Raw genomic sequence first — 17,250 nt, forward strand, 5'->3', positions numbered from 1 at the left:
TTTTAAAAAGCAGTCGCCTTCGGCTTGCCGTTAAACGATTTTTCCGCGAGCCGTCCTGCTCCGAACCAATCCAAAGTGGCGCTGTCCAGCTAGCATCTGTCAGAAAACCCCTTTTCCCCAACACCCTCTCGGGGGGAGGGTGAGAGCAATCCCTACCTGGCCCCAACGGCTGATGAACGACCGGCGACGACTCCCCTCACGCCCGAGCGGCGCACGGTAGAAAACCCTACGTTAAAATCGCTCCATTCCACGGCATGGGCGGTGGGCGATTCGTACAACACGGTCTGTCGAGCAGGTGGGTGAGCACGGTGATAACGATCGAGCGAGGGAAGATTCCTGCGGAAGTCGGCGACGGTGCTTCTGCTGCGAGCCTGCGGCTGGCCCGCCCAATGTTGCAATGGACGCTCGCAGGACTGCTGCTGGCGTTCGGTCAGCTCGCGGCGATTGGGCAACCGTTGGAGGCGGATCCTCCGTTGACGGACGACCAGCTTCGCTCGCGCGTTTCCGAACTGGTCGACACCCTCGACGCCGATCAGTTGGCCCAGCGCCAGCAAGCTGAGCGCGACTTGCTGGCTCTGGGGCCCGAGGCGCTGCGGCTGTTGCCCGAACCCGACGATCGCTTTTCGGCCGAAGCCCAGCAGCGTTTGCGGCGGGTTCGCCTCGCGCTGCAGCAGCAGCGAGCCGAGGCCGACGCCGGGGCCCGGACCGTGCGACTCGGCTCGGTGACGACGCTGCAAGAAGCGCTGGCGAAGATCACTGCCGAGTCGGGGATTGAGTTTGAAGTCCAAGGCGAGGCGGCCGCGCCGCTGCAGCTCACCCTCGGCCCGCTCTCTTTCTGGGAGACGCTCGACGTAGTTCTCGATGCCGCCGAACTGGACGTCAACTTCTATGCCGGCGGTCCCGGCCGGATGGTGTTGGTGCCGCGTGGCGAGTCGCGTCCCTCGCGGACCGACTCGGCCGCCTACGCTGGCGTCTATCGCTTGGAGGCGACCGCCACGACCGCCCGCCGCGACTTTCACCAGCCCCAGCTCAATCGCTTGACCGTGGGGCTCGAGGTCGCGTGGGAGCCGCGGCTGACGCCGATCGGTCTGAACCTCCCGCTCGACCGAGTGACCGCGGTCCTCGGCGACGGAACCGAGCTGAAGCCCGACGAGGGGCAGTTCGACATTGCTGCGAGCAGCCAGCTGCCGTTCTCGCAGCTCAACTTGCCGCTGCCACTTCCGGCCGGCAGCCCCCAGCGGATCGCCACCCTCCGCGGGACGCTCCGGGCGATGCTGCCGGGAGCGGCCGAGCATTTCGAAGTCCCGCTGGCCAACCCGCCCGCTCCAGCGAAAGTGGGCAACTTGACCTTTGCGGTGGAGGAGGTGCGGCCCAATGGGGAGATTCACGAAGTCCGCATGGAAGTGGCCTTCGAGGAAGCGGGCAACGCGTTCGAATCGCATCGCCAGTGGATATTTGAAAACCCCGCCTACGTCACCGATGCCGAGGGAAACCGGCTCGAGCACCTCGGCTATCAGGTCTACCGCCAAACGTCGAACCGCGTGGGAATCGGCTACCTGTTCGACCTCGGCGGCGAACTCGAGGGCAAAACCTTCCACTACCACACGCCCATCTCGGTCGTCGCCCGCGAAGCCGAGTTCGAGCTCAAGGACATCCCGCTGCCCTGAGCGTCACCCATAGTCCCCCATAGTCGCCTTTCGCTCCGCGAAAGCTGCGCATCATAGTCGCCTTTCGCTCCGCGAAAGTAGCGCCTGCATCGTCCCCCCTCGCTCCGCGAAGGTTGTGAAGAACCGCTACTTTCGCTCCGCGAAAGGCGACTATCCGGCGGTGCATCCTTTTCGGACTTGTTGCGGCTTCTTCGGGTTTGTTACATCGCCCGGAAAGAATCCATGCACTTGATGGTCCTGCCGCGATGCGCAAATTCGACGCTGCCGAACTCCGAGAAACGATCGGCCCCTCCTGGGTCCTGATGTTGATCGTCGCCGCCGCTTCGGGTTGCCAAGATGGCCCGATGTTCGCGATCAAGAAAGCCAATCCGTACTACAGCTCCTACGAATGGGCAGCCGACGAGGCGATCGGTCCGACCGACGCAACGCGGGAAGCTGAACTCCGCGAGCTGGCCGGCGCGATCGACGACATGAGTCCCGCCGAGCAGCGGCGGTGGCTGGAGCATCTCGCCAATATCCTGCAGTACGACCCGAGTCCGCACATGCGCTGCCAAGCGGTGCATGCCGCGGCTCTGGCGACGGTCCCCGAAGCAATCTCGGTGCTCGAGACGGGGACTCAGGACGATCACGCGAAAGTCCGGATCGCCAGCTGCGATGCTTTGGCTCTGCGGACCGAAACCGAAGCGACGCGGCTGTTGGCCGAGAGCGTCAACAGCGAAACCAACAAGGATGTGCGGCTGGCGGCGATCAAGAGCCTCGGATCGCACCAGGGCTCCCAGGCGACCGACGCCCTGAAGCTCGCGCTGCAGGAGCCCGAGCTGGCCTACCAACACGCCTCGATCGCCTCGCTGCGTCAAATCACCGGACGCGACGTGGGTAACGAGCCCGAGGCCTGGGTCGCGATGCTCGAGTCGCCCGAAGGGAACAGCGGGGACGCCAACCGCAGCCCCTCGTGGAGCGAACGCTTGGGCAGCTTTTTCTGAGATTATGCTGCTTTCGCTAGGCCGTTGAGCCGTAGGCGCTAGCCTCGGGCCCAATCCGCTCCGCGCCAGGGAGCAGCGTTAGGTGACAGCGGCGTCCACTTTCAAATTCGATACGTTCGGCAGCGCAACGGAACCCGCGGCTAGCGCCGTCGGCTCACCCGCGGCTAGCGCCGTCGGCTCACCCGCGGCTAGCGTCTGGCGGCTGATGAATGGCCCAAAAGGGGCACCGCTGGGCGTCGCCCAAAACTCGCAATCTCCCCAAGATCAACCGGTTGAAACGATTTTGCGTGATCGGTGGAGACGGGCCCTCCGGCGTCCGATAGATGCTCCGGTGGAGATCACCTGCGGTGCTCCCGCGACCGATCGGTGGAATTTTTGCTCTTCAGCCCGTTATCAGTTCATGCCTAATGCGACACGGTTCGCCCTGTGGTTTCGCCTCGCCGGCCGTCCCCTGCCAACGCTCCTGCTGGCGGCACAAGGACTGACGCTGCCGCCTGCCGCCGCCCAAGACGCGGTCCAGGAGCCTCCCGCAGCCGTGCTCCGCGTCGCCCGCGACCAACCTCGGCTCGACGCTCCGCAAAGCGAGCTCGGAGAACCGGGAGGCAAGCTCCGAGAGCGACGGAGCACGAGCAGCCGACGGACGACGCCCGCACCGACGCTCAACTCCCCGGGCCTCAGTCTGTCGCCACCGGCGAACACGGCAGACACCAGCGACCTGGACGAGATCTCCGTCGTCGGCTCGGCCCTCAAAGCGTCCCCCCCAACGGCCTCCGAGCCGTCTTCGGCCGAGCCCACCGCGGTGAAGGCCGACGGGTGGGTCAGCCGCGGAATGAGCCGCCAGCGGCTACCGGTCGCGGCGGCCGAGGAGCCTGCCGCATCGGTAGCGACGCGCCCGATGGAGTCGCGGAATGCATCGCCCGCCGAAGCGTCTCGCCTGAATTCGATCCGCCTCAATCCGGCTGCCGACTCGCAGGCGCCGGCGCGCGACGGCGCGGCCGACGCAGCGGATGAGGCCGAGGACGCCGACTCGAGCAACGCCCGCGCCCTGGCCCTGCAGGACCAGATCGAGCGGTTCGAAGCGATGGAGCCGGAAGAATCGTCCGAACCGCCGGCACGGGAGAGCCAGCCGCGGTTCGTCGAGATCATTCCCGAATCGATCGAGCCCGAGCCGCTCGAGCCCGAGCCGCTCGAGCCCGAACCGGTTCTGACCGAGCCGCTCGAGCCCGAGCCGGTTGCGGTCCAGCCCCGTCGCGAGGCGCCTCAAGCGTCGACCGCTCGCCCAGCGGAGACGGGTGAGCGGATGCCGCTTCGCGATCCGGTGATCCCAGGCTTGGCAGCCCGCCCCGCGGAAGAGGCCGACGAGGCCGCGGAGCTCGAGTACGCTTCGACCGATGCCGATGCCGAAGCGTCCTCCGATTCCGCCGCGGAAACTGCGGGGGCTGGCCCGGAGATCGCCGAAGTGGAACCGCGTCGGCAGGCCTCTCCGGCTGCGGTCATCTCCGCTGCCGCGCTGCGGCTCAAGCGGCCGATCGAGCAGACGCTGCAGTACTACCACCAGCGGCCCGAGAATTCGCTCGAGCGAACTCCGTGGGGCATGTTGCACGCGATCCTCCCGTATGGTTTGGATGCGAACATCGACGCCGGACGTCGCCGCTACAACGCAATCGCCTGGTTGGCGGGCAACAATCCGTGCCGAAATTTGAAGCTGTTGGGGCTGACCCAAAGCGGGCGGATTGAGGCGCACACGGGGATCGGCCTGCAGGGGCACCAGGCGCAACTGCTGGCGATCTTCGCCCAAGTCGGCGTGCCCAAGGATTACCCGCTGTACGTGGGTCCCCAGCGGTTCACGGTCGCGGACCTGGTGCAGTCGGAGATGGCCGCCTGCCGCGCCGGTGAAGAGCTGACGTTTACGCTGATCGGTCTCTCCCACTACCTGCCGACCGACGCCACCTGGACCGCTTCGGACGGCGAGCGTTGGGACTTCGAGCGGCTGATTCGCGAGGAGCTGCAGCAACCGGTTGTGGGGGCGGCTTGCGGTGGCACGCATCGCCTGATGGGTCTCAGCTACGCGCTCGCCCAACGCCGCCGCGAGGGGGCTCCGATCACTGGCCAGTGGGAGCGGGCGTCGATCTTCGTCGATGATTTCGTCGCCTACACTTGGCAGTTGCAGAACCGCGATGGCTCGTTCAGCACCAGTTGGTTCGAAGGGCGTGAGGACAACGGGCAGCTCGACCGCAAGGTGCAGACCAGCGGACACATCCTCGAGTGGTTGATCTTCACTGCCAGCGACGAGCAATTGCAGGACGATCGGATGATTCAGGCAATCACCTTCCTGACCCGTTCGATGCTCTCCAGCCGAGGTCACGAGTGGCAGGTGGGTCCCAAGGGGCATGCCCTCCGCGCCCTCTCGCTGTACCACCGCCGCGTGTTCGAAAGCGAGCGGCCGTGGCGAGCGAGTCAGACCGCGGCGGGTGCGTCAAACCATCGCCGGTAATTGTCGGAAAAGCGAGCGGCGATTAGGCTTTCCTTCTCCGTCTCTTCCACGACCGACTCTTCCACAGTCCCGCATGGCCACGCAACGGTTCACCAAACACACCGCTTCGATCGTCTCGCTGGCGGTGAGTATGGCGATGGAGATGAGCGCCGACGCGTTGCTGTTTTTGCTCGATGGAGCGGTCGACTGGAAGAAGCTCAAAGAGTCGACCACGGAGTTTGAGAAGACGGTGATCGTCGCGACCGACTCGGTGGATGATCTCAAGGGAGCGACCGAAGCGGGGCTGCATCCGCTGGCGCTGAACAAGGAAAAAGCGCCGCTGCTCGAACGCCTGCAACACGCGTTGCTCGAAGCGGCTTCGGACGAATTGATCCGCACCAACGGCGACGTGATCGCCGTCTACAGCGGTTTCCAGCAGGGACGGCTCGATTCGCTCAGCCACCTGCAGCTCGACGAACGGATGCGGCGGCTGAATGTCCGCGACCTGCAGCGACTCGGCAGCAGCGTTCCGCTCAAGACGATCAAAACGGTCGTCGACCTGGCCGTGCAGATCGGTCGCGAAGGCCGCGAAGGAAAACCGGTCGGCACGCTGTTCGTCGTCGGTGACTCGCGGACCGTGCTTGAGCACTGCAAAGACAGCGGCGTCGATCCGTTCCGCGGCTACAACCGCAAACACCGCGATCTGTCCGATCCCCGCGTCCAGGAAGATGCCAAGGAGATCGCCCAACTCGACGGCGCTTTCGTGATCAGCCCCGATGGGATGATCGAAAAGAGCCGCCAGATGCTGGAGGTCTCGCACGAAGACCTGACGATGTCCAAAGGGCTCGGGGCGAGGCACTGGGCCTGCGCCGCGATCACCCGCAAAACCAAAGCGGTCGGCGTCGTCGTCAGCCAGTCGACCGGCACGGTGCGGCTGTACCAAAACGGCCACCTGGTGATGCGGATCGAGCCGATGGACAAGGCCGTCAAATGGCAGGAGTTCAACTACGAACCCCCAGCCACCACCTCGGAAAACTAGTCTTTGCCAGTCCCCTCTCCCCCACGGCTTGGCTGCGAACGAAAGTTCCGCAGCCAAGCCGTGGGGGAGAGGGCCAGGGTGAGGGGGCTTGGGAGTGCGGAATACAGCACCCCAGGCGATCGAGCCGCCCTCGTGAGTCGCGGAGCGAAAGTTGCGCAGCAACACAACTTTCGCGGAGCGAAAGGCGACTCTAGCCCCGGGGCGCTCTTGACGCCTCTCGGCCATCCTCGGTACAGCTCCAATCGGACGATTGGACGAATTCTCGACCGGTTCAAGGATGAGCGACTCACAAGCTGTTCTGGTGCGACGGCCGCGACGCTGGGATGCGCCGCTCGATCCTTCGATGACCGACGCCGATGTGAATTGGCTGCGGACCCGCTCGCCGTTTGCCGCGATGCGCGAGGCGACGTTCACCTCCGCGATGCCGCTGCAGGGAATCCTCCGCAACGACTGCCGCATCCGACGTTGCCAAAGTGGTGAAATCGTGGTCCGCGAAGGGGACTACGGCAACAGCGCGTTCCTCGTCCTCTCGGGAAGCGTCCGCGTCTCGCTCGATCATCTTCCGCCCGAACACCTCGGCCGCAAACCGCCGCCGCGGATGCGGTGGCGAGATGCCGTGGCCCAGTTGTGGAATCGGCCGCGGGTCGCCGAAGCTCGCGGGCCCGAGGCGGTCACTCCCGACGCGACCACGCGGATCGAGACGGTGGACGATCGGCAAGCGATCTTCCTGCAAGACTTCCCCGCGGCGCTCGCCCACCGCCGGACGCTGGCGATGGGTCCAGGCGAGCTGTTCGGCGAAGTCGCTGCGATGTACCGCAGCCCCCAGACGGCCACGGTCATCGCGGAAGGGGAAGCCACGCTCGTCGAAATCCGCTGGCAGGGTCTGCGGTTGCTCCGACGCGACAAAAATTTCGCGGACCAACTCGAGCGGCACTACCGCGCCCACTGGCTCGTCGCCCACCTTCGCGAAACGCCGCTGCTCCGGTTCCTCCCGGAGGATGCCGTCGCGCGACTGGCCGAAGCGACCGAGCTGAGGTCGTTTGGTCGCATGGAGTGGAATGCCGAGTTTCAGCGGAACCGCAAACTGCCGGCCGCCGAGCAGATCCGCCAAGAACCGCTGATCGCCGCCGAAGGGACTCCCCCGACCGACTTGGTGCTGGTCCGCGCCGGCTTTGCCCGCGTCAGCCATCATCACGGAGCGGGCGATCGCACGACCGCCTACCTCGGCAAAGGGCACCTGTTCGGTTTGGCGGAAATTGCCGCCAATGCCCGCCGCTCGCCGGAAGCGGCCCCGATCCCGCTGCAACACTCGCTCCGCGCGATCGGGTTCGTCGACACGCTGCACCTCCCGGTCGAAGTCGTCGCCGAGCACTTGCTGCCCTACGTCCGTCAGAGCGAACTGCCGCCGCTTTCACTTCCAGCGCATTCGGCAGCGACCGTCCAGCCTTCGGCCTCGGTCCCTTCCTCCGACCGCCGCGCCGTGCCGCGAGACAAGCCGGGCGAGGCGAGCGGCCCGCTCCCCAAACACCAGCTCCCCAAACACCAGCTCCCCAAACACCAGCTGCCCAATTCCAAGCGACCCGATTCCAAGCGACCCGCGTCCAAATCGGGCGAGCTCTCCACCGGGATGCTGGAGTTTCTCGTCCAAGAGCGGCTGACCAACGGCCGGCAGGCGCTCGTCATCGATCTGCATCGGTGTACTCGCTGTGACGATTGCGTCCGCGCTTGCGCTACGACGCATGGCGGCAACCCGAGGATGGCTCGCAGCGGCCCGCGACACGACCGGTTGCAGTTTGCCGAGGCCTGCATGCACTGCGTCGATCCGGTCTGCATGATCGGCTGTCCCACCGGAGCAATCGTCCGGGATGAGGCGAGCGGCACGGTCTACATCTCCGAGCCGATCTGCATTGGCTGTGGCGGGTGCGCAGCGGCTTGTCCCTACGACCACATCCAGATGGTTGAGATTCGCGACCTCCGCGGCCGGGGCTACCGCGACGAAGCGACGGGGCTGCCGATCCTCAAAGCGACCAAGTGCGATCTCTGCCAATCGCAGCCGTCGGGGCCAGCCTGCCAAGCGGCCTGTCCGCATGACGCCCTGGTGCGGATCGACCTGAGCGAACCGGGACCGCTCGACGCGTGGCTGGGGAGACGAGCCGGATGATTCCTTTCCGCACGCGGCGCCGCTTGGCTTTGGCCATCACTGCGGTAGCCGTTGTTCTGCTGGTGCTCGGCAACGGCTGGATCCGCGAGCGGCTCGGACACGCTTCGTACTACTCCGGCGGCACCTTGCTCGGCTGCCTGGTGTTGCTGATCCTGCTGGGGCTCCGCAAGCGACTCGTGATGCTCCCGCTCGGCAGCGTCTCGACGTGGGTTCAAATCCACCTCTACACCGGGCTCTTTGCGCTGGCCGCCTACGCGCTGCACGTTCCACGGATATTGGCTAACGGCATCTTCGAAGGCGGGCTGTCGCTGCTGTTTCTGGGCGTTTCGCTCAGCGGCCTGTATGGCTGGTTCGTCAGCCGTTCGGCGCCGCGGAAGCTGACCGCCGTGGCGGGCGATTACCGCCTGGAGCGGGTCGGTTGGGATCGCCAGCGGATCGCGGACGCCGCGGCCAAGCTCTGCAAACGGCTCGACGCGTCGCTCGCGTCGAACGTGCTGGCCGACTACTACAGCAACGCCTTGCAACCCTATTTCGCCACCCGCCCACCGCTCGCCTACCTGGCGGTCCCCAACGGCATCCGCCGGCGACGGCTGCTCAGCAATTTGAACAATCTCGATCGCTACCTCTCGGACGAGACTCGCGGTTTGGCGGGGCAACTCGCCGCGTTGGTGCGGACGCGCGATGAACTCGACTTTCACTTCGCGCTGCAACTGCGGCTGCGGTTGTGGGTCGTCGTCCATTCGATGCTCTCGGTCGCGTTGCTCGTCTGGTCGTGCGCGCACGTTCTGTTGGTGCTGAACTTCATCTGAGGATTCCGCCGCCGTGCGCCACTCCGACCCATTCCCCGATGGCTCCTCCGCAGACAGCTCGGGCCCTCGGGAACGTCCGGGCGATTCCTGGATCTGCGGCCATTTCGATGCGGGCTTTCCCTGCACCCATGGGCCTTCAGCCGACGGTCGCTGTCCCGTCCGCGGTCCCTGCCAGCCGGCGGCTCGTGGGGGAACTGCCGCCGGCGAGCCACTGCGCTGCACGCGACCTCCCTGCAGTGGCGGTCCCTGTCCAATGGGTCCAGAGCCAGATGGCAGCTGTGGCATGACGCCAACGCCTTGCCGACCGCGCCGCTCGTGGTACGCGCGCCGCCGACTGGCGGTGCGGTTCGCCGCCGTGAGCTCCTGCGTGATTCTGGTGCTGGCAGTCATGGGACCGTGGCGGCGAGAAGTCTTCGCGCCCGGACCGTTGGCGAATCCGCACGCCCAAATCCTCGCCACGAGCCAATTCGCCGCCAGCGGCAGCTCGACAGCGAACGACCGCTGCGCCGCTTGCCACAGCGTCGCCCGCAGCGGTCTGGCTGACTGGTTCAGCACCGGCGGCACCGCGCACGAGGGTGTTTCGCAAACCCAGCTGTGCGTCGAATGCCACCATGCCACGATCTCTCCGGAGCGGGCACGAGGGGCTCACAACCTGACCAGTGCGGAGCTTCAGCAGATACGCGACGCGGCCCAATTCTCAGCACGCCAATTCTCAGCAGGCCAATTCTCAGCGGGCCAATTCTCAGCGGGCCTCAGCCAAGTCGCGCTGCGGGAAAGCACCTGGCACGACTCGATGCCGCGCCCGGCGTTCCGCACCGACCAAGTCGAGTGCGCCGCGTGTCATCGCGAACACGGCGGCAAGGATGCGGACCTGACCGCGATGACCTCGGCCCAGTGTCAGACGTGCCACCAAGATCGGTTTGCGAGCTTCGCCGACGGGCACCCCGATTGGCACGACTGGCCCTACAATCGCGAGACCCACCATCTCGGGCCCTATGATCGCGGGCCCCACAATCTCGGTGGCCAAATCGCATTCAATCACGCCACGCACCAGCACGAGCACTTCGCCCAGAAGGGGACACCGTTTGATTGCCGCGCCTGCCACTCAGTGACCACCGCCGGCGAGATCGCTCGCAGCGGAACCTTCGAAGCCACCTGCGCCCAGTGCCACAATTCCTCGCTGCGGCTGAGAACCGCCGAGGGAATCGATCTCGTCGCTCTGCCCATGCTGGAAATCGATGCGGTCCAGCAAGCGGGGATCGCGGCGCCTCCTTGGCCCGAAGAAGCCAACGGTGTTGACGCAGTCGCTCTGGCCCCGCTCACCCGCATGCTGCTGGCCGACGATCCCGCCGCGGTCGCCGCGATCGAAACCCTCACCGACTCCACTGCCAACCTCTGGCAGGGCCCCCCGAGCCCCTCGCGGCTGCGAGCCACGGCGACCGTCGCCCAAGCTCTCCACAGGCTGGTCGCGTCGCTAGCCGGCGAGGCGGAAGACGATGCTCCGGGCGGCCTCGAAAAGCTGGGAATCCCCACTCAGCTTTCGCCGCAATTGGTCGCCACGGCCCGCGATCGCTGGTTCGCCGCCTCGGCAGCGGAAGCGGACCAAACAGCTCGCCCCGACGACGTGCTGTCGGCCCCCACAGACGAGAAACCAGCCGCCACGCAACCGACTGACTCGCTGCTGGGTGACTCGCTGCTGGGAGATCCGCTCGCCTCGGATCCGCTTCTTGCTGGCGATCCGCTTCTTGCTGGCGATCCGCTGTCTGGCGATGTTGGAGCCGGGGCAGGGGAGGGCGTAGGCGAGTCACCGACCACGGCGGGCGAGCGGTTTGACGCAGCCCGATTGCTGCCAGACGGGGGCTGGTACCGCGACGACGTGCGGATGGCGATCCGCTACCGAGCCGCCGGGCACGCCGATCCGGTGCTCCGCGCGGTCGCCGAACTCGCTTCCGATCCGGCGCTTGCCGCCTCCGATCGCGAGGCGCTCGCGGGGCTGCCGGCCGTCGCAGCGTGCGTCGAGTGCCATCCGGGGGTCCGCCGGGGAGTCGCGACGAGCTGGCGGGTCGGCCGGAACGATCCCAACCGCCGCACCTTCACACGATTCTCGCACGCGCCGCACCTGCACTTGCCGGTGCTAGCCGACTGCACCCACTGTCACACGGTCGGCGATCCCCGGGAAGGAAAAATGTCGCTCGAGGCCGCACTGACCACCGCCTCGTTCCCGTCGGATCCGCACTCCGCAGCGAACTGGTCGCACGGGTTTGAACCGCTCGAACGAGCGACCTGCGCGGCTTGTCACACGCCGCAGGCCGCCGGTGACAACTGCACCCAGTGCCACCGCTACCACGTCGACCCGTAGGGAAGGGTGTCAGCCGCCACGCGCTAGCGTCCGGTTCCCACTGCGTTTTGGGGAACCGGACGCTAGCGTGTGGCGGCTGATACAACCGGTTGACGCGCCATCCCGCCGATCGTTTGTGAAACGCTCCGTCCTACCCGCGTTTCTTCGGCACGCCCTTTTTCTTGGCCGTTTTCGTCGCCTTTTTCGCCGTGGCTTTTTTCGTAGCCGTTTTCTTCGGGGCAGCCTTTTTCGCCGCTTTCTTTTTCGTCTTCTTCTTCGGCGCTCGGGCGGCCCGTTCGGCGAGCAGGTCGAGCGCCGCTTCGAACGTCAGTCCGCTTGGCTCGGTTCCCTTGGGGAGCGAGGCGTTGGTCTCGCCGTCGGTGACGTAAGGTCCGTAGCGGCCATCGAGAATTTTGACTTCCTTCTCGGTCACCGGCGATGGTTTTTCGAACTTCTTCAGTGGCTCTTTGGGAGCCGCGGCGGCGCGGCCGCGCGTTTTCGGCTGCTTGAGCAGCTCGATCGCTTGTTCGAGCGTCACGTCGAGCGGCGAAAGGTCGGCCGGCAGCGACCGCGTCTCCTTGCCGCACGTGATGTAGGGCCCGTAGCGACCATCCTTGGCGACGACCGGTTCCTGCATCTCCGGATGCACCCCCAGCTCGCGAGGCAACCGCAGCAGTTCAACCGCTTGTTCGAGCGTCAGCTCGTTGACGTTCATTCCCTTGAGCAACGACTGGTTTTTCTTTTCCGGGTCGTCGTTCTCGCCCAGCTGGACGTAGGGCCCGAAGCGGCCCGCCTTGACGTAGATCGGCTGTCCGGTCTCGGGGTGCGTGCCGAGCGGTTCTCCGTCGCGCGACGAGTTGTTCAGCAGCTCGAGCGCCGTCTCCACGGTGACTTCGTCGGGGCACATCCCCTCGGGCAAACTCGCTCGCCGCTCGCCCTGTTCCAAAAACGGTCCGTACTTGCCGACCCGGACGATGATCTCCTCGCGATGCTCTCCTTCGGTCGGCGTGCCGATCGGGAACTGGGCGCTCGTGCGGGCGTCGATCTCCGCCGCTTTGGCGAGCAGCTTGGGCCGCAGCCCGAGCGCCTTGCCGCTCGACTCCTCATCGCCGAAGTAGAAGTCCTGCAGGTATTTTGCGGCTTCGGCTTCCTGGCGGCTGATCGAATCGAGAAAGTCCTCCATCTGAGCCGTGAACTCGTAGTCGACCAGCGACGTCAAATGCTCTTCGAGCAACCGCACGACGCTGAAGGCCGTCCAGCTCGGGACCAGCGCATTGCCTTTCTTGAAGACGTAGTCGCGGTTCTGGATCGTGTCGATGATCGACGCGTAAGTACTCGGCCGCCCAATCCCTTTTTCCTCCAAGGTGCGGGTCAGCGAAGCTTCGCTGTAGCGGGCGGGCGGCTGCGTCGTGTGGCTCTTCGTATCCAGGTGGCGGACCGCCAGCGGATCGTTCTCGGCCACCGCCGGTAGCAGCGTCTCCTTGTCCGCCAGTTCGGCTTCCGGATCGTCGGAGCCTTCGACGTAGGCTCGCAAGAAGCCCTCGAACTCGATCGACGTTCCCGAAGCCTGGAAGGTCGCGCCGCCACCTTCGATCGTGATCGTCATCCGCTTTTTACGAGCGTCGGCCATCTGGCTGGCGATCGTCCGCTTCCAGATCAGCTCGAACAGGCGGAACTGATCCCGATCGAGCTCGCCGCGGATCGCTTCGGGTTTCTTGAAAGGGTGACCGGCCGGGCGGATCGCTTCGTGAGCTTCCTGGGCGTTCTTGACCTTGCTGGCGTAGACCCGAGGTTTGTCGTGCAGGAACTGCTCGCCGTACTCGCTGCGAACCAAATCGCGGGCCGCATCGACCGCGACCTGAGCCAGGGTCGTCGAGTCGGTACGCATGTAAGTGATGTAACCGTTCTCGTACAGCTTCTGTGCGGCCTGCATCGTCCGCCGCGCGGTGAAGCCGAGTTTGCGGTTGGCTTCCTGCTGCAGCGTGCTGGTCGTGAAGGGCGGTTTGGGCCGTTCGGTGAACGGTTTGACTTCGACGCTGGCGACCTGGAAGTCGGCCGTCCGCAGCCGCTCGGCGAGCGACGCCGCAGCCAACTCGTCCATCTGCAGCAGCGACGGATCTTTGAGTTTGCCGGTGGCGCTGTCGAAATCCTTGCCGCTCGGGATCCGCGCATCGCCGACCGACACGAGCGTCGCCGGGAGCGGTTCCTTGGCTCCAGTTTCGAACAGCGCCTGCAAATCCCAGTAGGTGGCCGCATGGAAGGCGATCCGCTCTCGCTCACGCTGGACGATCAGCCGCACCGCCACACTCTGGACCCGCCCGGCACTCAAGCCGCGGCCGACTTTCTTCCACAGCAACTGCGACACGTCGTAGCCATACAAGCGGTCGAGGATTCGCCGCGTCTCTTGGGCCCGCACCAGTCCGTCGTCGATCTGCCGCGGCGTGGCCAGCGCGTGCTGAATGGCGTCCTTGGTGATCTCGTGGAACACCAACCGGCGGACCGGAACCTTCGGCTTGAGGATCTGCTGCAAGTGCCAGCTGATCGCCTCTCCTTCGCGGTCTTCGTCCGTCGCCAGGTAGAGGTCTTTGGCCCCCTTGAGCGCCTCTTTAAGTTTCGTGACCTGCTTCTTCTTCTCCGGTGGTACGATGTAAACCGGTTCAAACCGCTCGTCGACGTTGACCCCCAGATAGGCCCAGGGCTCGGATTTGAATTTCTCGGGAACCTCCTTGGCCCCCGAGGGCAGATCGCGGACGTGGCCGATCGAGGCCTCGACCTGGAACCCGTCCCCCAAGAATTTTGCGATCGTGCGGGCTTTGGCCGGGGATTCGACGATCACCAACGACTTCTCGGTCGACTTTGCCATCAGGTTTCGGACGGTGCGGGTTGGAGTCAGGGAGTGGAGGTCGGGTTGACCCTTGGAATTGTGCGGGTGTACTTTGGCCGGCAGCGTATCCAAAGGATGGAACCGTACCGGGGCTTGTCAAGGCGAGGGCTTGACGGGCTTTGCGGATAGGGCGAAGGGTGGCTCGTCCGAGCGACTCGCGAATTCCGCCCGCCTCCGCCGACCGGCCGGTCCGTTTTCGGGCCCTCCGTCGTCGTAGAAAGTTTTTATCGTCATGGCCAGTCCCTTCAGCGTTTTCCGAAGCAATCTCAAGCCCCTGATGGTAGCCCTCACGCTACTATCGCTGTTCGCATTCGTGGCGCTCCCGGCGCTGCAAATGTATCAACAGTACAACGTCGGTGGTGCCGCCAACCCCGATATCGCCACCTACGACGGCGGATCTTTCAGTGAAGCGGAAGTCGCGTACCTCAATCGCACCCACGCTCAAACCGTTCGCTTCCTGACCACGGTCGCCGAAGAAGTCATCAGCCGCGGCGGAACTCCCCGCGTCCCCGGCTTCCAAGTCGATCCGCGGACCGGCCAAATCCTCAGCGTCGGCGTCTCGCCGATGAATACGCCCCGCTCGGCCGTGCTGACCGAGCTGCACGCCGAACGGGCCGCCGAACTCGGTCTGAACCTCGACGATGCGGCCATCGACCAGTGGATGGCACTGTTCACCGACGGCAAACTCTCCCAAAACGAACTGGCCGGAATCCGCGCCCAAGTCTCCCAGAACTTCCTCGGCCAATCCCAACTCTACGACCACCTGCGGACCGAACTGCTGGCGAACCTCTACCAACGAGTCGCCACCACCGGACTCTCGGTCGGCCCCGCTTTAATCGTCCCCCCGGCCGAAGCCTGGTCACAATTTCTCAAACTCAACCAAGAAGCGATCGTCACCGCCTACCCGGTGCAGGTCGAAGATTTCCTCGACCAGACCAGCGAGCCGACCCAAGCCGAAATCGATGCCCTCTACGCCGAAGGCAAAGATCGCTTCCCCAACCCCGACTCGCCCGATCCCGGCTTCCGCCGCCGTTACGCCGCCAACATCGAATACGTCTCGGCTACGATCGACGATTTCGTCCAGCGGGAAGCGGCCAAGCTGAGCGAAGAACAACTGCGAGCCGAATACGAGCGGCGAATCGCCGGCGGCGACTTCCGACTCCCCCCGACTCAAACTCCTTCGAGCCCCGCCCCGCCCGCTCAACCAGCTCCCCCGAGCGACGCCCCGGCTAGCGAAGAACCCACCACCGAAGAACCCACCGACGAGCCCGCTAGCGAAGAATCCACCAGCGAAGAACCGGCTGCCGAGACTCCGGCTAGCGAAGAGCCAGCGATGGAAGCCCAACCGGCCGAGAATCCGGCTCCGGAAACTCCCGCCAACGAGCCGCCCGCCAACGAGCAGCCCGCCAACGAGCCGCCCGCTGAAGACAACCCGGATGTCGAAGAAGTCCCCGCCGAGGAGGACGCGCCGGCCAGCGACGAGGACGCTCCGGCCGACGAAGAAGCCCCAGCCGAAGAAGAAGCCCCAGCTGACGACGCGCAGTCGCAACGCTCCGCCGCCAACGAGCTGCAGTTCGTCTCGATGCGGCTCCAGGATGAAGAGGCCGAAGAGGCCACGGAGCCCCAGCCCGACACTCCTGCCGACCAACCGGCACCAGCCGAAGAGCCCGCTCCGAGCGATGAGCCAGCTCCGGCAAATGAGCCAGCCGACGAACCGGCTCCGAGCAATGCCCCCGCTCCAAGCGATGAACCCGCTCCAGCGGACGAACCCACTGACGAACCGGCTCCGAGTGACGAACCGGCTCCGAGTGACGAACCGGCTCCGAGTGACGAGCCCGCTCCGAGTGACGAGCCCGCTCCGAGTGACGAGCCCGCTCCGAGTGACGAACCGGCTCCGAGTGACGAGCCCGCCGACCAGCCGGCTCCGGCGACGCGGCCGTTCGAAGAGGTGCGCGACGAGATCGCACGATCGCTGGTCATCGGCGACGCCACGCGGGCTCGCGACCGGGCCCTCAGCGAAGCTCAATCGGCGATGCGGAGCTACTTCACGCAGACGGCGGTCTACGACGACTTGGTGAAAGCCGACCCCGATGCGCCGAAGCCGGAGCGGCCGAACCTGAAACAATTGGCCGAGCGGTTGGGGCTCCAGTACGGCGAAACGGGAATGCAGACCGCGCTGACGATTCGCGACTTGCCAATCGGCCAGTCGAGCGGACTCGGCGAAATGATGTTCCGCCGAGGCGACCCGTTCGCCGTCCAGATGTTCACTAACGAAAAGCCGCTCTTCACACCGCTGCAAACGATCAACGACGCCCAGCAGATGGCGTTCGTGTCGTGGAAGACCGAAGACCGCGAAGCTTACATTCCCGAGTTGTCGGACGTCCGCGAAGAAGTCGTCGCGGCGGCTCGGCAAATCGCCGCCCGCGAACTGGCTCAGGCTCACGCCAAGCAGCTCGCTGAGCAGGCCAACGCTACCTCGGATCAATCGATCGAGGCGGTCGTGCCGGAGAACCGCAAGAACCTAGTCTTCAAGGATCTCGGCCCGTTCCCCTGGTATCGCTACTTCGGTCCCGGCACCCAGCCGTTCATCGCGGGCGTTCCGGAACTGGACAACGTCGGCGAGGAGTTCATGGAAACGGTCTTCCGCGGCGAGCTCAACCAGTTCGACGTCGGGCCGAACAATGCGCGGACCGTGTACTACGTCGTCAAGACGACCGACCTGCAACCGCCGACCGAAGAGCTCCGGACGCGGTTCATGCAGGCCAACCAGCGTCAAGCCACTTCCGGACTCGCCTTCCAAGACCTCTCGGCAATCTACAGCAGTTGGGCCGAGCAGTTCGAGGAAAGCATCAACCTCGAGTGGAACGACGAAGCCCTCCAGCAGTAGGACTGGGGG

9 protein-coding genes are annotated in these 17,250 nt (G+C 65.4%); 8 read left to right on the plus strand and 1 reads right to left on the minus strand.

Features of this window, described 5'->3' with window-relative positions:
* Positions 1-299 precede the first annotated feature (299 nt).
* The 7 genes from GNK13_RS10630 (at position 300) to GNK13_RS10660 (ending at position 11,491) form a co-directional block, all read left to right on the plus strand.
* Entirely contained in the window at positions 300-1,667 is a 1,368-nt protein-coding gene (locus tag GNK13_RS10630; RefSeq protein ID WP_164102502.1) for a hypothetical protein, read from the plus strand.
* Positions 1,668-1,912: 245 nt separating this feature from the next.
* On the plus strand, positions 1,913-2,650 hold the full coding sequence (locus GNK13_RS10635) for a HEAT repeat domain-containing protein (RefSeq protein ID WP_164102503.1): 738 nt from the start codon (positions 1,913-1,915) through the stop codon (positions 2,648-2,650).
* A 400-nt stretch (positions 2,651-3,050) separates the two neighbouring features.
* Positions 3,051-5,144, plus strand: a complete 2,094-nt coding sequence (locus GNK13_RS10640) for a hypothetical protein (protein WP_164102504.1) — start codon at positions 3,051-3,053, stop codon at positions 5,142-5,144.
* Positions 5,145-5,217: 73 nt separating this feature from the next.
* A complete protein-coding gene (locus GNK13_RS10645; RefSeq protein ID WP_164102505.1) occupies positions 5,218-6,162 on the plus strand; it encodes a DNA integrity scanning protein DisA nucleotide-binding domain protein in 945 nt (314 codons plus the stop codon).
* Between the two features lie 277 nt (positions 6,163-6,439).
* Positions 6,440-8,323: a 4Fe-4S dicluster domain-containing protein gene (locus GNK13_RS10650; protein WP_164102506.1), complete on the plus strand. Its 1,884-nt coding sequence runs from the start codon at positions 6,440-6,442 to the stop codon at positions 8,321-8,323.
* Complete coding sequence (locus tag GNK13_RS10655) at positions 8,320-9,132, plus strand: hypothetical protein (RefSeq protein WP_164102507.1); 813 nt, start codon at positions 8,320-8,322, stop codon at positions 9,130-9,132. The genes GNK13_RS10650 and GNK13_RS10655 overlap by 4 nt, the downstream gene beginning before the upstream one ends.
* A 283-nt stretch (positions 9,133-9,415) precedes the next feature.
* Complete coding sequence (locus GNK13_RS10660) at positions 9,416-11,491, plus strand: cytochrome c3 family protein (RefSeq protein ID WP_164102508.1); 2,076 nt, start codon at positions 9,416-9,418, stop codon at positions 11,489-11,491.
* A 130-nt stretch (positions 11,492-11,621) separates the two neighbouring features.
* Here GNK13_RS10660 and topA read toward each other — a convergent pair whose 3' ends face one another.
* Positions 11,622-14,333, minus strand: coding sequence for a type I DNA topoisomerase (gene topA, locus GNK13_RS10665; protein ID WP_164102509.1), 2,712 nt, complete (start codon positions 14,331-14,333; stop codon positions 11,622-11,624).
* 253 nt (positions 14,334-14,586) lie between these two features.
* On the opposite strand from topA, the gene GNK13_RS10670 reads away from it, so the two are divergent.
* Positions 14,587-17,241 carry a hypothetical protein gene (locus GNK13_RS10670; RefSeq protein ID WP_164102510.1) on the plus strand — a complete coding sequence of 885 codons (2,655 nt, stop codon included), beginning with the start codon at positions 14,587-14,589 and terminating at the stop codon, positions 17,239-17,241.
* Positions 17,242-17,250: the final 9 nt, after the last annotated feature.

The sequence above is a fragment of the Candidatus Laterigemmans baculatus genome (assembly GCF_010367455.1).
GTDB lineage: Bacteria > Planctomycetota > Planctomycetia > Pirellulales > Pirellulaceae > Laterigemmans > Laterigemmans baculatus.

Coding starts and splice junctions, on each gene's coding strand:
- GNK13_RS10635 (WP_164102503.1), top strand. CDS start 1,913: ATGCGCAAATTCGACGCTGCCGAACTCCGAGAAACGATCGGCCCCTCC.
- GNK13_RS10640 (WP_164102504.1), top strand. CDS start 3,051: ATGCCTAATGCGACACGGTTCGCCCTGTGGTTTCGCCTCGCCGGCCGT.
- GNK13_RS10645 (WP_164102505.1), top strand. CDS start 5,218: ATGGCCACGCAACGGTTCACCAAACACACCGCTTCGATCGTCTCGCTG.
- GNK13_RS10650 (WP_164102506.1), top strand. CDS start 6,440: ATGAGCGACTCACAAGCTGTTCTGGTGCGACGGCCGCGACGCTGGGAT.
- GNK13_RS10655 (WP_164102507.1), top strand. CDS start 8,320: ATGATTCCTTTCCGCACGCGGCGCCGCTTGGCTTTGGCCATCACTGCG.
- GNK13_RS10660 (WP_164102508.1), top strand. CDS start 9,416: ATGACGCCAACGCCTTGCCGACCGCGCCGCTCGTGGTACGCGCGCCGC.
- topA (WP_164102509.1), bottom strand. CDS start 14,333: ATGGCAAAGTCGACCGAGAAGTCGTTGGTGATCGTCGAATCCCCGGCC.
- GNK13_RS10670 (WP_164102510.1), top strand. CDS start 14,587: ATGGCCAGTCCCTTCAGCGTTTTCCGAAGCAATCTCAAGCCCCTGATG.